We start from the raw sequence: 18,536 nt of genomic DNA on the forward strand, positions 1-18,536 counted from the left end.
GTGGAACACGTCGGGGGCACCACGACGGCCCTGCGGCGCTCAGGGAGCGGCAGCCTCGGTCGATGATCGGGTGACCTGCCGGGGCGGCCGCGCCACCGTCGGCGCGGTGTCCGAGGGGTCGGCCTCGCACGGGTCGGCCGGTCGTTGCGCCGGCGCCGCCGGGGCGTCCGGCTTCGGCTCGGCCGCATCGTCGGGGGCCCGTTCCGCCGGCGTGGCCGCGTTCGGGGGCCGCCCGACCTTCCCGGCCGGGCCGCTGATCGGGCGGGGATGGCCCGCGCCCAGTGGCCCACCACCGCCGCTCGGGCCGTCACCCCCACCGGCCGGCCCGCTGCCGCCGAAGCCGGAATCGTCCTCGGCGCCGTCGTCGCGGGTACGCCCCCCGATCGGGCGGGTGCGGTCCGCGGCGTGCCGGAGCACCCGCAGTGAGGCCAGCGCGGCCATCGGCACCACCACCGCGGCGGCGGCCCCCGCGATGTCCAGCGCCGCGCCGTCGAGCACGCCACCGAGCACCGCGGCGACCGCGGTACCGGCCAGCGCGGCCCGCACGGCCGGGTAGATGCCGAACAGTCGCGTCAGCCCGCCCCACGGCTGCAGCAGTGCGAACCACACCAGCAGGGCACCGGCCAGGGCCAGCACGGTCAGCGGGCTGTTGACCAGCGTCTCGAAGTTCGCGGTGCTGGAGCGGTGCACGGTGAACCCGCCGGTGCCGTCGCTGACGGCCGACAGGAACCGACCCAGGCTGCCCCGCTCCGCCGCCGGACGGCGCAGGTCCACCACGGCGAAGCCGATGCCGACCGCCAGGGCGGCCATCGTGGCCCAGGCCAGCCTGCTGATCGTCAGCCAGCCGCCGGCGCTGATCGCGGCGGCCACGCTCAACCCGGCGGTCAGCGCGATAGCGCCAACCGGATCGGCGCCCAGGTACGGGCTGCCGACCACCACGACGGCGAGACCACCGACGGCCACCATCACCGCCGGCCGCCAGGTGCGGTGCACCCGCTGGGCGAGCCAGCCCGCGCTCACCAGCGCGCCGGCGAGGAACACTCCCAGGCCGACCGTGCTCAGGCCGGAGTACCGGCCGCCCTGCAACGCGGAGTAGCCGACCACGCCGTTGAGCTGGAGCCTGGCCCCGGTGAGCACGTCCAGGCCGACGACGAGTGTGGTGAGGCCGGCCACCGCGCCGAACGGGCCGAGGGTGCCGGCGTACCCGGGAACGAACCGGACCGCCGCGGTGCCGGCCGCCACCAGCAGCGCGGTGACCCCGGCGAAGATCCAACCTGGGTGCTCGCCTCGCCACCAGGGCACCGCGTCGGCGAGCAGCGCCGCCGGCACGGTCAACGCCGCGGCCACCAGCAGCAGCTCCACGACCGCCACGACCCGTCCGGGCGCCGGCGTCGGCCCGGCCGGCCCGGCGTGCGGGCGGGCCCGACGCAACAGCGGCAGCACCGCCAGGGCCAGCAGCACCTGCAACCCGGCGAGCAGGGTGAAGAACCAGCCGGAGACGGTCCGCTGCGCGGCCGCCTCCCGGTCCGCGTCGGCCGGCGCGTTGATCGCCTCGGCCAGGTCGGCCGGGCGGCCGCCGGTGCTGACCGCCGGCCGGCCGAGGAAGAGCCGCTCGGGCATCGGCCGGCCCAGCGCGGCCAGCGCGGTCGGCGCGAGGTCGACCAGTTGCAGGTACCCGTCCCGGCCGGTGCTGGCCGAGGTGAGCCAGCCCCGCTCCCAGCCCGGCCCGTCGGCGACCGCCACGTGCAGCCGGGACGGCTGGGCGGTGTCGGAGACCCCGGCGACCAGCACCAGTGAGCGCGGCGGCCGGGCGGCCAGCACCCGGGCCAGCTTGGCGTCCGCCGCGCGGGCCGCCTCGGCGCGCGCCGCCGGGTCGGTCCCGTCGACCGTGCCGAGGTCGACGATGCTCAGCACACACGAGCCGAGCAGCGGGCGCGGATCCGCCGGCAGCCCCGAGGCGTACCGGTCGACCCGGCCGAACGGTCGGGCGGCCGCCACGGCCGCACCCGGACCGACCGCGACCGAGCAGCGCACCGACTCCGACAGCGACCCGGGCATGGTGCCCCACGGCAGCCGCTGCTGGTTGTACTGGACCACGCTCTCCTGGTCGGGCAGGTTCGCGCCGATGCCGTCCGGCTGCTCCACTGCCACGCCGGCCGGCGGGCAGCCACCGGCCGACCGGCTGCCGTTCCACGCCGCGAAGCTGCCCGCGCCCAGGGTCAGCCAGCCATCCACCGGGCAGGTGGGCCGGTGCGCGGAGCGCACCGACAGCGAGCCGATCGAGCCGTCCTGGGCCATCCGCCACAGCGTCGGGGTGGTCTGCGGATCCACGTCGTCCCAGCGCAGCCCCGCGACCCCGGCAAGCACCACGAAGTCGGCGGTGCGCTGCGGAGTGCCCTGCGGCGGGCGCGCGGACAGCGCGGTGACGCCCAACGCCACCACGAGCACTGTCAACAGGGCGGGGGCGAGTCGGCGCAGCATCACCGTTGTCCCGTCATCGGGGCGTCGGAACCCGGACTCGCCGGACCGGCCGGCGCCGCGGCCAACTCGGCGTACAGGGCCGCCAACGCGGCCACGGTGTCCGCCTCGGTGGGCCACGTCGCCGCCCGCTCGGCACCGCGCCGGCCCAGCTCGGCCCGGGCCGCCGGATCGTCGAGCAAAACGCGCACCGCCGCGTCGACGGCGTCCACGTCACCGGCGGGGACCAGCGCGGCGGCGTCGCCGACCAGCTCCGGCAGCCCGCCGACCGCGGTGGCCACCAACGGCACGCCGGCCCGCAACGCCTCCTGGGCGAAGAGCTGCCGGGCCTCCCAGTCGCTGGTCACCACCGCGAGGTCCGCTCCGGCCAGCAGGTCGGCCACGTCCGTGCGGTGCCCCAGCAGGGTCACCGGGGCGCGGGCCGCCGACGTCCGGGCGGCCAGCGGCAGGTAGGCCGGGCCGCTGCCGGCGATCACCACCACGGGCGGTGGAGTGCGGGTACGCCAGCGCGCCGCCGCGTCGATCAGCACGTCGTACCGCTTCTGCGGGTGCAGCCGGCCGACCGAGACGATCAGCGGCTGGTCCGGGCGCACACCGAACTCGGCCCGGACGGCGGCGGGGCGTCGGCGCGGCGCAGGCAGCGTCGGCGCGGCGACCGGGGCGAGCCGGGCGTCGGCGGCACCCAACGCGGCGGCCCGTTCCACCAGGTCCGCGGAGGCGCCGAGGGCCACCCGGGCGCCCCGGGCCACCACCCGCTCGGCGAGCCGGGACATCCCACCGCGCAGCCCGCCGGCGAGTACCGCGTTGTGCCAGGTCACGACAAGCGGGGCGGCCGGGCGGGCCAGCACGGCGACCAGCCCGGCGCGCAGGCCGTGCGCGTGCACCACGTCGACCCGGGCGGCGGCGAGCGCCCGCCGCAGGGCGAGCACCGCGCGAGCGTCGGCCGGCGTCGGGCTGGCCGGGATCTCCACCGGCTCAAAGCGCGCGCCGACCCCGGCGAAGTCGAACTGCTCCTGTGTTGCCGCCGGCCCGCACACCAGCACGGTGGCACCGGCCGCGACGAGCCCGCGCGTCACCGAGCGGACGTGCTGGCCGACCCCACCGGTGCTGGAGGCCAGCACCAGCGCGACGCTGCCCGACCATCCGGTGGGCAGGACGGGCTGAACCGGCTCACTTCTCGCGCTCACCGGACCACCGTCTCCTTCCCGTCGTCCTGCTCCGGGGGGACCGCGCCCGGCGTCGGCGTACCGGCCCGGTCCCGCGACCCGCGCCGTCCCGCCCGGCCCAGACGCCGCAGCACCCCGGCCAGCAGTGGCCGTACGTCCCGCCGGTCGACGAACCAGACCACGGCGAGGAACACGACCCCAACCAGAACCCCGGACAGCATGCCCTGAACGAGTGCCGCCACCATCGTCGGGGTGCCGCCGCCCGGCGTGTCGAGCCACCGGGTGAGCCCGAGCCCGGCGAGCGCGGCGACCACCGCGGCCAGCGCGCCGGCCGCACCGGCCCGGGTCGCGCCGGCCAACGCCGTACGGCCGGCGCCGCGCCACACCGCCGCGAGCAGCAGCGCCCCCAACACGAGCATTCCCACCGAGTTCGCGGCCGTCACCGCAAACACCCGGTCCCGCAGCGGCAGCAGCACGCCGAGCAGCAGGACAGCGGTGGGAACCACCAGCCAACCGACCGCCGTGGCGACGGTTGCGGCCCGGGTTGCCCCCCGGGCATAGAGCGCCCGGGTGAGCACCGCGAAGAGTCCGTAGCCGAGCAGACCCGGGGCGAACCCGATGATCGCGGCGGCGGCGGTCGAGGCGGTGGACGCGTTGCTGAAGAAGAACTGCCCGATCGGCCCGGCAGTACCGATCAACGCGGCCGCACCGAGGCAGCTGAACAGGAGCACCCCGCGCACGGCCGGGGCCAGGGTCGCCCGGTAGGTGTCCTCGTCCGCGGCGGCGTGGGCGGCGGCCAGGGTCGGGTACGCGGCGATGGCCAGCGGCACCGTCAGCACCGCCCAGGGCAGCAGATAGACGGTCTGCGCCAGGTTGTAGACCCCGGGGTTGGTCTGCGCGCCGTAGGTGACCTGGTGGAGGCTGACGATCAGCGCGATCTGCTGCGTGGTGACGGTGACCGCGCCGGCCACCGCCAGGCCGCCGACCCGGGACCGCGCGTCGGTGGGGAACCCGAACCCGGGCCGCAGCCGCAGGCGCAGCCGCCGCATCGGAATCAGCAGCGACAGCGACAGCACCACCACGCCGAGGGTGGTGCCGGCCGAGAGCAGCAACTCGCCGCCGGGGGTCACCCCGCCGACGGTGGCCAGCCGGCCCTGGGTCGCGGTGAACCCCAGGTAGACGACGATCACCGTGAGGCTGGACAGCAGCGGGGCGAGCACCGGCCAGGCGAAGCGGCGGTGCGCCTGGAGTACCCCGGTGAGCACGATGCCGACTCCGTACAGCGGCAACTGCGGGGCGAAGACCCGCAGCATCCGGGCGCCGCTCTGCTGCTGGGCGGCGGTCAGGCCGTCGCCCAGCGCTCCGATCAGCGGCCCGGCGAACAGCACGACCAGCAGCGCGAGCGGCACCAGCAGAGCCAGCGTCCAGGTCAGCAACGCCCCGGTGGTCCGGGCCACCGCGCTCCGGTCGCCGACGGCGACCGCGCCGGCCAGCAGCGGTACGACCAGGCTGGCCAGCGCTCCCCCGGCGACGATCTCGAAGATGAAGTTCGGCACCGCGTTGGCCACCACGTAGGCGCCACCGAGGTCGGTGGGCGCCAGGCTCCAGGTGAACACGGCGGTACGGCCGAAGCCGGCGAGTCGGCTGGCCACGGTCAGGACGGCGATGAGCGCGGCTGCCCCGGCCAGCCGGCCGGCGCCGGCGAGGGGTGCCGGTCTGGTCACGTCAGTCGGCGCGCCGGCCCAGTGCGTCAAGCTCCCGCAGCCCCGGGGTCTTCTGGATCACCGACGTGAAGCTGACCTTCTCGCTGGCGGCGGTGAGGCCGGCGAGCACGGCGAGCAGCCCCGCGCGGCCGAGCGGGCCGGTGCGGGCGGCGAGCGCGACGCCGAGGACCGCACCGAGGGCGTTCGCTCCGCTGTCGCCGAGCATCACGTCCTCGGCCAGGTCGTCACGGAGCAGACCGGCGGCCGCGCCGGCCGCGCCGGCGGCGATCCCGCCGTGCGGGCCGCCGGCCAGCGGCGCGCCGAGCAGCAGCCCCGACTTGATGGCCCGCCCGGGTCGCAGGTCGAGCAGGTTGAGCAGGTTGGCGGTGCCGGCGATCACCCCGGCGCCGAGCAGCACGTCGACGCCCCGGCCGAACGCGCGGTGACGCTGGCGGCGCGGGTGAGCCGCGACCCGGGGATCGGCGGCGAGCAGCGCGGCGGCGCCCAGCCCGGCGACGCCCACCCCGACGACCTTGACCAGCCCGGCGGTGACCCGTCCCTCGCGCAGGGCGGCGAGGTGACCGGCGAAGCCCTTCGCGGCCTTCTGCTCCGGGCGGGCGCCGACCACGTCGTCGTACAGCCCGACGCCGCCCGCGCCGACGCCGGCGACCAGGGCGGCTGCGCCGGAGGCGGCGCTGGTGGCGCCGAACGCGCCGGCGGCGGCCGCGCCGGCGGCGAGCGCCGGCCCGGCGGCCACTGTCACCGGCCGGCCGCGGAAGTTGGTGCGCTCCAGCGCGGGCCCCACCGGGGCGGTACGCACCTCACGCAGCGCGTACCGGGCGGCCGCGGCGCCGGCTCCGGCGATCAGCAGCCGGCCGAGCGCCCTCACGCCGCCGCCCTGCTGTGCGTCGCTCGCCGCGCTCGCTCACGCGCCGCCTCGTCGGTTTCGGACACGGGGGTACGTCGTTCGCTCACTGGGGCAGTCTAGGCAGCAGCGAGGCGGCGTTGTCGCCGACGCCGTACTGGCCGGCTTTCTTCTCGGTGAGCTGCTGCACCAGGGCGAGGCTGGTGACCAGCTGGCCCTGCACGGTGTTGGCGTTGTCGACCGTGGAGATGGTCTGGGACAGCACCGGGTCACCACGGACCACGGCCACCAGGTTGCCGCCGGCGGAGCCGTTGCCGCCCACCACGATCGACCCGGTCCGGTCGAACTGTTCGGCGATCTTGACGACCGACTCGTCGCGCTTGTCGGAGTCCTTGTCGACGTACGGCTGGCCGCTGACCACCACGACCGCCTCCGCGGGACCGGTGACCTTGTTGTCGTCGGTGGTCAGGTAGCCGGCGTTGTTGTACGCGGCGAGCACCGCCCGCCGGTCGGCGTCGCTGACCGGCGCGGTGCCCTGGGCCCGGTCCAGCAGGACGCTGGCCAGCAGGGCGCTGGAGGTCTCCACGCCGTGCCCGTTGCCCGGCAGGCCGGTGGTCTGCGCGGTCGGCCGGGCGGCGGTGACGGCCAGCTCCAGCAGGTTGGAGTTGTTGTCCGGGTTGATGAACTTGTCCTGCAGGTCGACCCGGCCGGTGATCGTGGCGCCGCCGAGCTGGAGCTTCTTGAGCACGCCCTCGGTGTGGTCGCGCCCGTTGGGCAGGCTGAGGACCACCACCCGGCGCCCGGTGAGGGTGCCCGGCAGGACGACCTGGGACATCTCCTCGGCGAACTCCTCTTCCAGCCCGAGCTGCTTCTCCATGTTGTTGACCGTCTGGCGCCACTGCTGGTTGTCCTTGCGCAGCCCGGTGACCTGCTCCTTGAGCGAGTCGGCGACCGGGCCGTTGAGGGCGGCCGTGCCGACCACCAGGCCGATCGCCAGAGCCAGGAAGACCGCGGTGAGGGACACCACGTGGTAGCGGAAATTGATCACGCTTGCAGCCTCTTGATCGGTCGGGAACTAGAAAAGCCGGTACAGCTGGAACACCAGATTGTCCCACCACTCGGCGGCCACGCCCAGGTACGCCTTCCCGACGGTGGATACAGCCACCGCGGAGGCCATCGCCGCGACCGCCGAGAGCACCAGCAGCAGCAGCGACGAACCGGAGATGCTCTGGCGGTAGAGCCGGCTCACGCCCTTGGCGTCGACCAGCTTGCCGCCGACCTTCAGCCGGGTCAGGAACGTCGAGGCCATCCCGCCGCGGCCCTTGTCCAGGAACTCGACAAGCGTGGCGTGGGTGCCGACCGCGACCAGTAGCGACGCGCCCTTCTCATCGGCCAGCAGCATGGCCAGGTCCTCGCTGGTCGCCGCCGCCGGGAACGTCACCGCCGGGACGCCGAGGCCGTTGACCCGGGGCAGCCCGGGCGCCCGCCCGTCCGGGTAGGCGTGCACGATCACCTCGGCGCCGCAGCGCAGCACGTCATCGGTCACCGAATCCATGTCCCCGATGATCATGTCGGGGGTGTATCCGGCCTCGACGAGCGCGTCGGCGCCTCCGTCGACGCCGATCAGCACCGGCTTGAACTCCCGGATGTACGGGCGCAGCACGTCCAGGTCGGCCTTGTAGTCGTAGCCGCGCACCACGATCAGGCAGTGCCGACCCTGCATCTGGGTCTCGATGTCCGGCACGCCCACGCCGTCGAGCAGCAGGTCGCGCTCCTGGCGCAGGTAGTCCATGGTGTTGGCGGCGAACGCCTCCAACTGCACCGAGAGCCCTTCGCGGGCGTCGGCCATCGCCTTGGCGACCGACTCGGCGTCCTGCAGGCTGCCGTGCGCCACCGGCTCGTCGCCGGCGAAGACCGTGTTGCCCTCGATGCGCACCTGGTCGCCCTCGCGGATCCGCTCGAAGACGCCCTCGCCCAGGTCGTCCAGGAGCGGGATGCCGGCGGCGATCAGGACCTCCGGGCCGAGGTTCGGGTAGCGGCCGGAGACCGAGGGCTTGGCGTTGAGCACCGCCGCGACCCCGACGGCGACCAACGAATCGGCCGCCACCCGGTCCAGGTCGACGTGGTCGATGACCGCGATGTCACCGGGCCGTAACCGACCGACCAGGCGTTTTGTCCGGCGATCGAGGCGCGCGGTGCCGAGGACTCTGCCCGGCTCCGTGATCCGGTTCCGGCGCAACGTGGGTAGACGCATCGTGACCATCCTGGCATGTGAGGCAGGCTTCTCTGTCGCGACATGCCTGAGCAGGGCCGCCTACCCAGGGAAGCACACGTGGGCGCAAGCTGGTGTGCTTGCGCTCACAATACGCGGCGTCACGGCCGCCGTTCCTTGGCCGCCACGGCCAGGAGCTCCTCGGCGTGGGCGATACCCAGATCCGAATCTGGCAAACCTGCGAGCATCCGAGCCAGCTCCCGGGCCCGCTCAGTGTCCTCCACCACCCGCACGCCGCTGGTGGTCACCGCGCCGCCCGTGTCCTTCGCCACCACCAGGTGCCGGTCGGCGAACGCCGCCACCTGCGGCAGGTGGGTGACGACCAGCACCTGGTGGCTGCGGGCCAGCCGGGCCAGCCGCCGGCCGATCTCCACCGCCGCCTGACCGCCGACCCCCGCGTCGACCTCGTCGAAGACCAGCGTGGGCGGGCCACCCGAACCGGCGAAGACCACCTCGATGGCGAGCATCACCCGGGACAGCTCACCGCCGGAGGCGCCGCGCTGCAACGGCAACGACGGCGCGCCCGGGTGGGCCAGCAACCGCAGCTCCACCTCGTCGCCGCCGTCCGCGGTGATGCCCACCTCGACGCCGTTGACCGACAGCGTCGGTTCGGACCGCCCGGCCGGGCGGGGCAGCACCGCCACCTCGATGCGGGCGTGCGGCATGGCCAGGCCGGCCAGCTCGACGGTGACCTGGTCGGCGAAGCGGACAGCCGCCTCCTGTCGGGAGACCGACACCCGAGCGGCCAGATCGGCCACCTCACCGGCCAGGCGCTGCCCCTCGCGCTCCAACTCGTCGAGCAGGTCGTCGGAGGTGTCCAGGTCGGACAGTCGGGTGCGGGCCCGCTCGGCCCACGCGATCACCCCGTCGACGTCGTCGGCGTACTTGCGGGTCAGCGCGCGCAGCGCGGCCCGCCGCTCGTAGATGTGCTGCAACCGGGCCGGATCGGCGTCGAGCGTCGCCAGGTACGCCGACAGCTCGGCGGAGACGTCGGTGACCAGGGTGGCCGCCTCCTCCAGCCGGGCCGCCAGCTCGCCCAGCGCCGGATCGGTGCCGGACTGCGCCTCCAGGGTCCGCCGGGAGGTGCCCAGCAGCGCCGTCGCGTCCGGTGTCTCGTCGGCCGCCTCCGCGCCGCCAGCCAGGCACTGCTGGGCCAGCTGCGCGGCCGTCCGCAATCCCTCGGCGTGCTCGAGGCGCTGCGCCTCGGTCTTGAGCTCGTCGTCCTCACCGGGCTGCGGATCGACGCGGGTGATCTCGTCGAGGCCGAGCCGCAGCAGGTCGGCCTCCTGGTTGCGCTCGCGGGCGTTGCGGCGCCGGTCGGCCAGGTCGTCGACGATCCGCCGCCAACCGGTGTACGCCTCGCGCAGCGCGTCGAGCAGCTTCTCGTGCGCCGGGCCGGCGAACCGGTCCAGTGCGGCCCGCTGCTCGGCCGGACGCAGCAGCCGCAGCTGGTCGGACTGGCCGTGCACGGCCACCGCCTGCTCACCCACCTCACCGAGCATCGACACCGGCATGCTCCGGCCGCCGAGGTGGGCGCGGGAGCGGCCCTCCACCGTCACCGTGCGGCTCAGCAGCAGCGAACCGTCCTCGTCGGGCTCGCCGCCGGCGTCGGTGATCCGGGCGTGCACCGCGTCGGCGACCCGACCCTCCAGGCGCAGCCGCCCCTCCACCACGGCCCGCCCGGGCTGGGCACGGACCCGTCCGGCGTCGGCCCGACCCCCGAAGAGCAGGCCGAGGCCGGTGACCACCATCGTCTTGCCCGCACCGGTCTCGCCGGTGATGACGTTCATCCCGCCGGTCAACGGCAGCGTGGTGTCCTCGATGACGCCCAGTCCGGTGATGCGCAGCTCTTCCAGCACAGCACCCGACAGTAGACGCGAGGCCCGACACTTGACCAGCCGACGGACCGCGGGCAGGTCGCGGCACGGCCGGCTCCGGGCCGACGTACAGTTCTGCCCCGTGTTGGACGTGATCGGCCTGACCCCGGCTGAAGAGGAGCTCTACCGCTGCCTGCTCCAGCTCACCACGGCCCGGATCGACGAGCTGGTCCAGCGGCTGCAACGCCCGCGGGCGCAGGTCGTCGCGCAGGTCGAGGCCCTGCGGATCAAGGGTCTGGTGCTGCCCACCGACACCGACCCGGACGCCCCGCTGCGCCCGAGGGCACCGGACGTCGCCCTCGGCGCGGCGCTGCTGCGTCGGCAGGAGGACCTGGAGGCGGCCCGGCGGCGGGTCACCCAGCTGGCCGAGGAGTACCGCTCGGGGCTGCGCCGTCACCACGGTGACCACCTGGTCGAGGTGATCACCGGGGCCCGGACGCTCCGGGACCGGCTGCGCGATCTGCAGAACTCGGCGCGTACCGAGGTGCTCTGGTTCTGCCGGGCGAACCCCCTGGCGATGGCCGGCCCGGAGAACGTCGAGGAGTTCGACGCGCTGGCCCGCGGGGTCAGCTACCGGGCCATCTACGAGCGGGACCTGCTGCTGGAGCCGGGCGCGCTGGCCGACCTGACCAAGGGGGTCGCCGCCGGCGAGCAGGCCCGTGTCCTGGACCGACTGCCGGTCCGACTGGCCATCGTGGACGCCCGCACCGCCATCTGCCCGCTCGTGCCCGACCGCGACGGCGGCGAGCCGAGCGCCGCCGTGATCGGCCGCAGTCAACTGCTCGACGCGCTGCTGGCCCTCTTCGAGAGCCACTGGCGGGTGGCCACCCGGCTGCGCCTGGACGATCCGCTGGCCGTACCGGCGTCCGAGGGCCGCAGGTCCGACCCGGATGACCACCCCGGCGACGGTTACCGGCCGGACGCCGACGAGGCGCGGCTGCTGTCGCTGTTCGTGGCCGGGGTTCCGGACAAGTCCATCGCCTCGCAACTCGGGGTGAGCCGTCGGACCGTGCAGCGCCGACTCGCCGACCTGATGGCCGCCGCCGGCGTGGACACCCGGCCCGGGCTGGCCTTCCAGGTCGCCCGGCGGGGCTGGATCTGAGCCAAGGGGCGGGACGGCCCACGGCCGCCCCGCCCCGCGCGCGTCAGCGCAGCCCGTACGCGTCGACCACGGTCTGCTCGACGGTGTTACCGGCCCGGTCGCTGCCGTGCACCCGCAGGGACACCGTTCCCCGGCCGGCTGGCACGGTGGCGGTGAACCGGGTGCCGGAGCCCTTCACCGGCACCTTGCGCCAGTTCTTCCCGCCGTCGAAGGACACCTCGACGCGCAGGCTGGTGCCGGTCGGCGCGGGTACGCCCGCCGGCTGTCGCAGGCTCAACCCCAGCCGGTGCGTCCGACCGCCGGGCACCTGGCCGCGCAGGTCGGCCGGGACCTGGTAGTCGACCTGCAACAGCGGCAGCGGCCGGGCCTTCTCCCCGGCCGGACGGGCCGAGGTGAACTCCCAGGCCGTCTCGGTACGGGTGGCGTAGCGCCACTCGTCCGAGGACCGCCGCGTGCTCAGGTCGAGCCGGTAGCGGGCCGACTCGGCGGTGGTGGCCACCGGTGCCCACCCGCCGGAGAGGTCGGCGATCTGCTTGCCGTCCCGGCTGAGCCGGGCCTCGACGGTGTCCGACTCCTCGCTGCCGCCGGCCGGGCTGTAGTGCCCGTCGGCGTCGACGAACTCGGCGACCCGCAGGTCCAGCGTGTCCCCGGTGCGAGCCGGCACCGGCATCCCACCGCCGGCCGGGACGGCCGGACGGACCACCGGGGCGTGCCAGGTCTCGGTGTCCCGGTCGTCGGCGCCGTACCGGCGGGGCTGCTGGGTGAGCCCGCCGAGCAGCCGACCCCAGGACCAGGTGATCTTGTGCAGGACCTGGTGCTGCCACCAGTTGTCACCGGCGCTGACGAACTCCTGCCGGGTGGTGCCGGTACGCACCAGCCGCTGGTCGTCGTTCCAGGAGGTCTCCTGCCACGGACGCCAACCGAACCGCTGCTCGGTGGCCCACTCCGAACCGCCGACGTCACCGTAGTTGGCGGTCACCTCGGCGGTGTTCTTCGCGGTGACCGTGTGCACGATCCGCTCCGGCACCCGGCCCTTGGAGACCTGCCACACGTCGTACAGGTAGGGGCTGTCCACGGTCAGCGTCAGGTCCAGCGTCGCGCGGCCCTTGCGGACCGCCGCGATCAGCCGCTGCCCGTCGTCGTACGCCACCGCCATCGCGGGCACGGCAAGCCGGTCGCCCACCGGGTTCCAGACGGTCCACGCGCTCCAGTCCGCCGGGCGGACGATGAGCACCGACTTCGCACCGGCCGCCGCGGCCGCCGCGATCTGCTCCTCCTCGGAGACATCGGGGCTGCCGCTGAGCAGTGCCGCGGCGCCGCGCACCCGGGCCAGGTCGGCGGGGGTGCCGGTGCCGGCCCAGACCAGCGGCAGCTTCTGCCGACCGGTCGGCGCCGGCGAATAACCCATCAGGTTGATGTCCAGCGGACCGGAGAAGCCGCTGATCCGGGCGTCCACCATCGGTGCGACCAGCTGCCAGCGCGAGGCGAACTCGAACTCGCCCTGGCGCACCTGGCGGGTCGGCGTGACGTTGACCTGCTGGATGGTGCTGAAGGTCATCACGCCGTGGTCGACCTGCCGGCCGTTGCCGAAGACCCGGTGCTCGTAGAAGCTGATCGTGGCCCGCTGCTCGGTCGGCTTCGGCGTCTCGATCCGCACCGGGGTGCCCTTGCGCGGGTCGAGCACCACTGTGACGTCCCCGGTGACCATCAGCTCCGGGTCGGTGACCAGGGTGATCTGCTCGTCCAGCGGAGCGCCGTGCTCGATCAGCGCCTCGACCAGGTAGGGGCCCTCCTCGACCTGCACCTGCGTCTCACCGCCGGCCCAGCCGATGTAGTCCGACTCAACCTGCTCGCCGAAGAGGGTGAGCACCGGCGCCATGCCCGGCTGCCCCTGCATGTCCAGCACCCGGAAGGTGACCGTGTGCTGCGGGCCGCTCAGGGTGAGCCCGACCGCCGTACGCACCGCGACGCCGTCCGCGCCGGTGGCCACCAGCCACCCGCCGTGCGGGCCGCGGGCCAGCTTCGCCGGGTCGGCGCGCAGCGGCACGGCCACGCTGCCGCCCGCCGGCACGCTCACCTCGCCGCCACCGACGGTGACCCCGTCGGCCTCGGCCGCGCCGCTGTCCAGGTTGCGCAGCTCCAGGGCCAGCCGCAGGGTCTGCGGGGCCGCCGTGCCGTTGGTGTACGTGACGGTCCGCTCGACCGCCGCGCCGCCGGTGGACACCCGACCGAAGTCGGCGGTGGCCGAGCCGTACACCCGCTGGCTCAGCGCCCGGGCCACGTCGACCCGGCCGCCGCCCTGCTCGAAGACGGTCAGCTCCGGGTTCCCCTTCGCGGTGCTGACCAGCGCGTCCTTGAGCTTCCCGGCCGCCCAGTCCGGGTGTTCCTGGGCGAGGATCGCGGCCGCGCCGGCGACGTGCGGCGTGGCCATCGAGGTGCCGGACGCTGTCGTGTACGCGTCCCCCACCGGCGTACCCATGGTGGTGCCGGCGGCCCGGGCGGCGACGATGCCGACGCCCGGCGCGGTGATCTCCGGCTTGAGGCCGTTGTCGCCGAGCCGGGGGCCGCGGCTGGAGAAGTCCGCGAGGTTGTCGTCGCGGTCGACCGCGCCGACGGTGAGCGCCGCCGCGGCCGCGCCCGGCGAGCCGACGGTACGCGGCGCGCCCTCGTTGCCGGCGGCGATCACGAAGAGCGCCCCGGTCTCGGCGGTCAGGTCGTTGACGGCCTGGCTCATCGGGTCGGTGCCGTCGGTGGCGGAGCCGCCGAGGCTCATGCTGACGACCTTCGCGCCGGAGTGGGCGGCCCACTCCATGCCCGCGATGATGGACGAGTCGTAGCCGGAGCCGGCGTCGTCGAGCACCTTGCCGACCAGCAGCCGTGCGCCGGGCGCGACGCCCTTGCGCAGCCCGGCCGAGGCGGCGCCGCTGCCGGCGATGGTGGCCGCCACGTGGGTGCCGTGGCCGTGCCCGTCGTTGGCGCTGCCGCTGCCGGAGAAGTCCTGCGCCTCGGCGATCCGCCCGGCCAGGTCGGGGTGCGTGGCGTCGACGCCGGTGTCCAGCACGGCCACCTTCACGCCGTTGCCGTCCCGGCCGGCCGCCCAGGCCGCCGGGGCGCCGATCTGCGGCACGCTGTGCTCCAGCGCCGGGCGGACCTTCCCGTCCAGCCAGATCCGGGCGACCCCGGCGCCGAGCCGGGCCTGCGCACCGGCGGTACGGGCCTGCGGGGTGCCGCGCAGCGTCGTCCACAGGCCACCGAGGTCGCCCTTGCCGACCCGCAGCGCCGCGCCGTTGATGCTCTCCAGCGGCCGGGCGTCGGTGACGCCGGCGAGCGGCCGGACCCGGCCGGCGGCCGGCTCCTGGTAGCGCACGATCAGCGGCAGCGCGCCCTGCGCGGCGTCGCCGTACCCGTCGGCGGCCAACTCCTGCACGTCGAACAGGTTCGCATCGAGCACACCCGCGGAGAGGTACGGCACGACGTCGCTGGGCAGCACCCGCAGCCCGCCGTCGGCCTCCACGGTGTGGAAGGTGATCCGTTCGCGGCCGGGGCCGGGGCGGACCGTGGCGGCCAGCCGGCCGGGCGCCGCCTGAACCAGGTCGACCTGGTCGCCGGTGATGAGGGTGATGTGGACGGGCGCGGTACCCGGGACGGTCGGACCCGGGTTCGGGCCGGTGGGCCGGGCGGGCGGGTCGGCGGACGCCGGTGCGGCGAGCCCGACGACCAACGCGCCGACCGCGCCGGCGGTCAGCCAGCGTGGGGGCCAGTGCATGCGATGCGCTCCTCTACTCCAGGGGGCCGGTCTCGGGAGATCGACCGATCGGAGTCTGCGACGGAGCGCGTCGGGTGGTCACTAGCTGCGGTGCGCCGCACCAGCGACATGTCGCCAGGTGGACATCGGGCGGCCGGCCCGGGGCCGCCTGATGTCCGGCTGGTTTCCGAGCTTTACGAAGTTGGCGCGGGTCGAGGTGGCCTCGGGCTCGTCGGGTGGTGGCGCAGCGCGTGCGTAGTCGCTTGGTTGGCCGCTGAACGGGCTCCCAGGGCTGGGTGGCCAACTCTCTTTCATGTCGCTCTGCGTCGAGCGGAGCCTCCCGGCCCGCCCGCTACCGACCCGCGGACGCGAACACCCGTACGCAGGGGCAGTGGCAGAAACATGCGCACATCGTCGAAACGAAGATCATCGACTGCGACGGCGTTCGGCAGGACACCCCACGTTCGAAAGCCGCAGGCTTCGTAGAGCGAGATCGCACCATGATTGTTTCCGCGCACCCCCAAGGTGATCACCTCGATACCGGCGGTCGTGCAGGCCCCCACCAGGGCAGAGACAACCCTCTTGCCCAACCCGAGACCACGTGCGCCGGGATGAGCCATCACCTTGGTCAGTTCGGCGACGTGACCGACGGGCCCGGGAGGGCCGGCAAGCCATACCCCGAGTGCCTCGACGCGTGCCTCGACCCGGGCCACGACGAGGCCACCGCGTCCCGCACCTACGGTCTGGAAGACGCCTTCCAGCCATGCGTCCGTCTTTCCGCGGGACGGCACCTCCAACCACCCGATTGCCCCGGCCTGCTCGACCACAGCCGCGATCACGCGGTGGCACTCGCTTCGGAGCTGCTCATCGGCACGAACGGGCCACTCAAGGGAGACTGCCAAGTCGTCTCGAAGATCATTTGCCACGATGCCCGATTCTTCACGACGCCGGCGAGTTGGCCAACCGCCGTGACTTCTGACCTGCTTTCACCGCCGCCTGGCCGACCGGATTCGACGCAGTCCCACAGAACACCCGAACGAGTCACCTCATCGGCGGCCGTGACAAATTACGTCCGTGAGTAACTGGCAGCCCCGTCAACGTCGTTGAGCCGGCTTCCGCCGGACATCCGGGATCCCGTCGCCCTGACGAGGCGATGCCGTGCCGGCCCGCGGGTCAACGGCGAGAGCCCCGCCAACCGTGCACGGGCAACCCGAACTTGGCGACCAACCGGTCGGTGAACGGGCGGGCCCGCAGCCGGACGATACGCACCGGCAGCGCGCCCCGCCGCACCGTGACCCGGGCGCCGGGCGGCAGGTCGTAGACCCGTCGCCCGTCGCAGCAGAGCACGGCGAGGGTGGTGAACGGGTCGACGGTGATCATGAACGTGGACGTCGGGGCGGTGACCAGCGGGCGGCTGAACAACGCGTGGGCGCTGATCGGCACCAGCAGCAGCGCCTCCACCTCCGGCCAGACCACCGGTCCGCCGCCGGAGAACGCGTACGCGGTGGAGCCGGTGGGGGTGGCGCAGACCACCCCGTCGCACCCGTACCGGGACAGCGGCCGACCGTCCACGTCGACGAGCAGTTCGAGCATCTGCGCCCGCTCGCCCTTCTCGACGCTGATCTCGTTCAGCGCCCAGGACTCGATGGTCGGGCCACCGTCGAACTCGGCCGTGACGTCCAGGGTGAGCCGCTCGTCCACGGTGTAGTTACGCCCGACGACGTCACGCACCGCCGTGTCCAGGTCGTTGATCTCGGCCTCGGCCAGGAAGCCCACCTTGCCGAGATTGATGCCGAGCAGCGGCGCCTTCGCCGGTCGGGCCAGCTCGGCCGCGCGCAGGAACGTGCCGTCCCCACCGAGCGCGAAGACGATCTCGGCGCCCTCGGCGGCCTCCGGGCCGGCGACCGGCACCACGCCCGGCAGGTCCAGGTCGTCGGCCTCCTCGGCGATCACCCGGACCTCGAAACCCGCGGCGATGAGATCGGCGGCGACCGCGCGGGCATGCTCGGTGCTGCGCCGACGGCCGGTGTGGGTCACCAGCAGCGCGGTCCGGCTCATCGCGGCGGCCGCCCGTCCATGACGGGACGACGCCCAACCGTCACCGTCGCCGCCCCGGTGCGCCCGCGCGCCGTCCCGGAACGCTCGCTGCACGCATTCATCCTGCGACCTCCTCCGCCGCCGCGTCCGGCACCTCGCCGGTCGTCGTCGGGCCGTCCGGCCCGGCCGCCACCACGGCCCGCACCCGCTGCGGGTCGGCCGGCGGTGCGCCCCGGCGCAACCATACGAAGAACTCCACGTTGCCGCTCGGCCCGGGCAGCGGACTGGCCGCCACGTCGGCCAGCCCGAAGCCGAGCCGCGCCGCCGCCGCGGCCACGTCGAGCACCGCCTCGGCCCGCAGCGCCGGCTCGCGGACCACACCACCGGCACCGACCCGGTCCTTGCCCACCTCGAACTGCGGCTTGACCATCAACGCCAGGTCGCCGTCGTCCCGGGTGCAGCCGGCCAGCGCAGGCAACACCAACCGCAGCGAGATGAACGACAGGTCCGCCACCGTCAGATCGACCGGCCCGCCGATCACCTCAGGGTCGAGCGTACGGACGTTGGTGCGCTCCAGGACCCGGACCCGCTCGTCGGTGCGCAGCGACCAGGCGAGCTGCCCGTAGCCGACGTCCACGGCCACCACCTCGACGGCACCGGCGCGCAGCAGCACGTCGGTGAAGCCGCCGGTCGACGCGCCGGCGTCCAGGCAGCGCCGACCGGCGACGGTCAGCCCGGCGGGACCGAAACCGGCCAACGCGCCGGCGAGCTTGTGCCCGCCCCGGGAGACGTACTCCTCGCTCGGGTCGGCGCCGGTGACCAGCAGCGGGTCAGCGGGGTCGACCATCGCGGCGGCCTTACGCGCGGGCACCCCCCGCAGCTGGACGCGGCCGGCCTCCACCAGCGCGGCGGCCTGCTCACGGGAGCGGGCCAGACCGCGACGGACGAGTTCGGCGTCCAGCCGGTTGCGACGTGCCATGGATGGTTCTCCGGTCTGCTCAGGCCTGGTCGTCCCGCTCAGGTCTGGTCGATGGTGGCGAGGGTTTCCCGCAGCGTCTCGTAGGCCGCCTCGTACTGCGCGATCTGGTCCGCCGGGGCGAGCGTCGCCGCGTTGGCCATGGCCTGCACGGCGGCGTCGACGGCCGGGTGCCGCGCCTCGTCGTCCCCCAGCTCCGGCGGCGGACCCGGCCGGGCGGCGAACGACCCGCTGGCGGGCGGACCGGGCCGGATGCCCGGCGCCGGGCCCGGACGCGCGCCGGGCGGCGGGCCCGGGCGCACGTCGCCGGTCACC

The 18,536-nt window shown here is 74.7% G+C and carries 13 protein-coding genes; 1 reads left to right on the forward strand and 12 read right to left on the reverse strand.

Annotated features, from left to right (window positions below; translation table 11 throughout):
• Positions 1–39: 39 nt before the first annotated feature.
• From GA0070607_RS01335 to recN, 7 genes are all read right to left on the reverse strand, one after another.
• Positions 40–2,481, reverse strand: a complete 2,442-nt coding sequence (locus GA0070607_RS01335) for a hypothetical protein (RefSeq protein ID WP_231930747.1) — start codon at positions 2,479–2,481, stop codon at positions 40–42.
• Positions 2,481–3,632, reverse strand: a complete 1,152-nt coding sequence (locus GA0070607_RS01340) for a glycosyltransferase family 4 protein (RefSeq protein ID WP_089021576.1) — start codon at positions 3,630–3,632, stop codon at positions 2,481–2,483. The genes GA0070607_RS01335 and GA0070607_RS01340 overlap by 1 nt, the downstream gene beginning before the upstream one ends.
• A gap of 29 nt (positions 3,633–3,661) precedes the next feature.
• Positions 3,662–5,368: a murein biosynthesis integral membrane protein MurJ gene (gene murJ / locus GA0070607_RS01345; protein ID WP_089016521.1), complete on the reverse strand. Its 1,707-nt coding sequence runs from the start codon at positions 5,366–5,368 to the stop codon at positions 3,662–3,664.
• A gap of 1 nt (position 5,369) precedes the next feature.
• On the reverse strand, positions 5,370–6,236 hold the full coding sequence (locus tag GA0070607_RS01350; RefSeq protein WP_089016522.1) for a hypothetical protein: 867 nt from the start codon (positions 6,234–6,236) through the stop codon (positions 5,370–5,372).
• An 82-nt stretch (positions 6,237–6,318) separates the two neighbouring features.
• Positions 6,319–7,260 (reverse strand): copper transporter, encoded by a 942-nt coding sequence (locus GA0070607_RS01355; protein ID WP_089016523.1) that lies wholly within the window; start codon positions 7,258–7,260, stop codon positions 6,319–6,321.
• Positions 7,261–7,287: 27 nt separating this feature from the next.
• Positions 7,288–8,466 (reverse strand): putative cytokinetic ring protein SteA, encoded by a 1,179-nt coding sequence (steA, locus tag GA0070607_RS01360; protein WP_089016524.1) that lies wholly within the window; start codon positions 8,464–8,466, stop codon positions 7,288–7,290.
• A 119-nt stretch (positions 8,467–8,585) separates the two neighbouring features.
• Entirely contained in the window at positions 8,586–10,343 is a 1,758-nt protein-coding gene (gene recN / locus GA0070607_RS01365; protein WP_089016525.1) for a DNA repair protein RecN, read from the reverse strand.
• Positions 10,344–10,443: 100 nt separating this feature from the next.
• On the opposite strand from recN, the gene GA0070607_RS01370 reads away from it, so the two are divergent.
• On the forward strand, positions 10,444–11,463 hold the full coding sequence (locus tag GA0070607_RS01370; RefSeq protein ID WP_089016526.1) for a helix-turn-helix domain-containing protein: 1,020 nt from the start codon (positions 10,444–10,446) through the stop codon (positions 11,461–11,463).
• A gap of 43 nt (positions 11,464–11,506) precedes the next feature.
• Here the strand turns inward: GA0070607_RS01370 and GA0070607_RS01375 are convergent, their stop codons facing one another.
• From GA0070607_RS01375 to GA0070607_RS01395, 5 genes are all read right to left on the reverse strand, one after another.
• Positions 11,507–15,229: a S8 family serine peptidase gene (locus GA0070607_RS01375; RefSeq protein ID WP_089016527.1), complete on the reverse strand. Its 3,723-nt coding sequence runs from the start codon at positions 15,227–15,229 to the stop codon at positions 11,507–11,509.
• A 290-nt stretch (positions 15,230–15,519) separates the two neighbouring features.
• On the reverse strand, positions 15,520–16,134 hold the full coding sequence (locus GA0070607_RS01380) for a GNAT family N-acetyltransferase (RefSeq protein ID WP_197701226.1): 615 nt from the start codon (positions 16,132–16,134) through the stop codon (positions 15,520–15,522).
• A 247-nt stretch (positions 16,135–16,381) separates the two neighbouring features.
• Entirely contained in the window at positions 16,382–17,266 is an 885-nt protein-coding gene (locus tag GA0070607_RS01385; protein WP_089021577.1) for an NAD kinase, read from the reverse strand.
• A 97-nt stretch (positions 17,267–17,363) separates the two neighbouring features.
• Positions 17,364–18,224 carry a TlyA family RNA methyltransferase gene (locus GA0070607_RS01390; protein WP_089016529.1) on the reverse strand — a complete coding sequence of 287 codons (861 nt, stop codon included), beginning with the start codon at positions 18,222–18,224 and terminating at the stop codon, positions 17,364–17,366.
• Positions 18,225–18,262: 38 nt separating this feature from the next.
• Positions 18,263–18,535, reverse strand: coding sequence for a hypothetical protein (locus GA0070607_RS01395; protein WP_089021578.1), 273 nt, complete (start codon positions 18,533–18,535; stop codon positions 18,263–18,265).
• Between the last annotated feature and the right edge of the window lies 1 nt (position 18,536).

The organism is Micromonospora coriariae, assembly GCF_900091455.1.
GTDB lineage: Bacteria > Actinomycetota > Actinomycetes > Mycobacteriales > Micromonosporaceae > Micromonospora > Micromonospora coriariae.

Coding starts and splice junctions, on each gene's coding strand:
- steA (WP_089016524.1), bottom strand. CDS start 8,466: ATGCGTCTACCCACGTTGCGCCGGAACCGGATCACGGAGCCGGGCAGA.
- GA0070607_RS01385 (WP_089021577.1), bottom strand. CDS start 17,266: ATGAGCCGGACCGCGCTGCTGGTGACCCACACCGGCCGTCGGCGCAGC.
- GA0070607_RS01335 (WP_231930747.1), bottom strand. CDS start 2,481: ATGCTGCGCCGACTCGCCCCCGCCCTGTTGACAGTGCTCGTGGTGGCG.
- GA0070607_RS01375 (WP_089016527.1), bottom strand. CDS start 15,229: ATGCACTGGCCCCCACGCTGGCTGACCGCCGGCGCGGTCGGCGCGTTG.
- GA0070607_RS01390 (WP_089016529.1), bottom strand. CDS start 18,224: ATGGCACGTCGCAACCGGCTGGACGCCGAACTCGTCCGTCGCGGTCTG.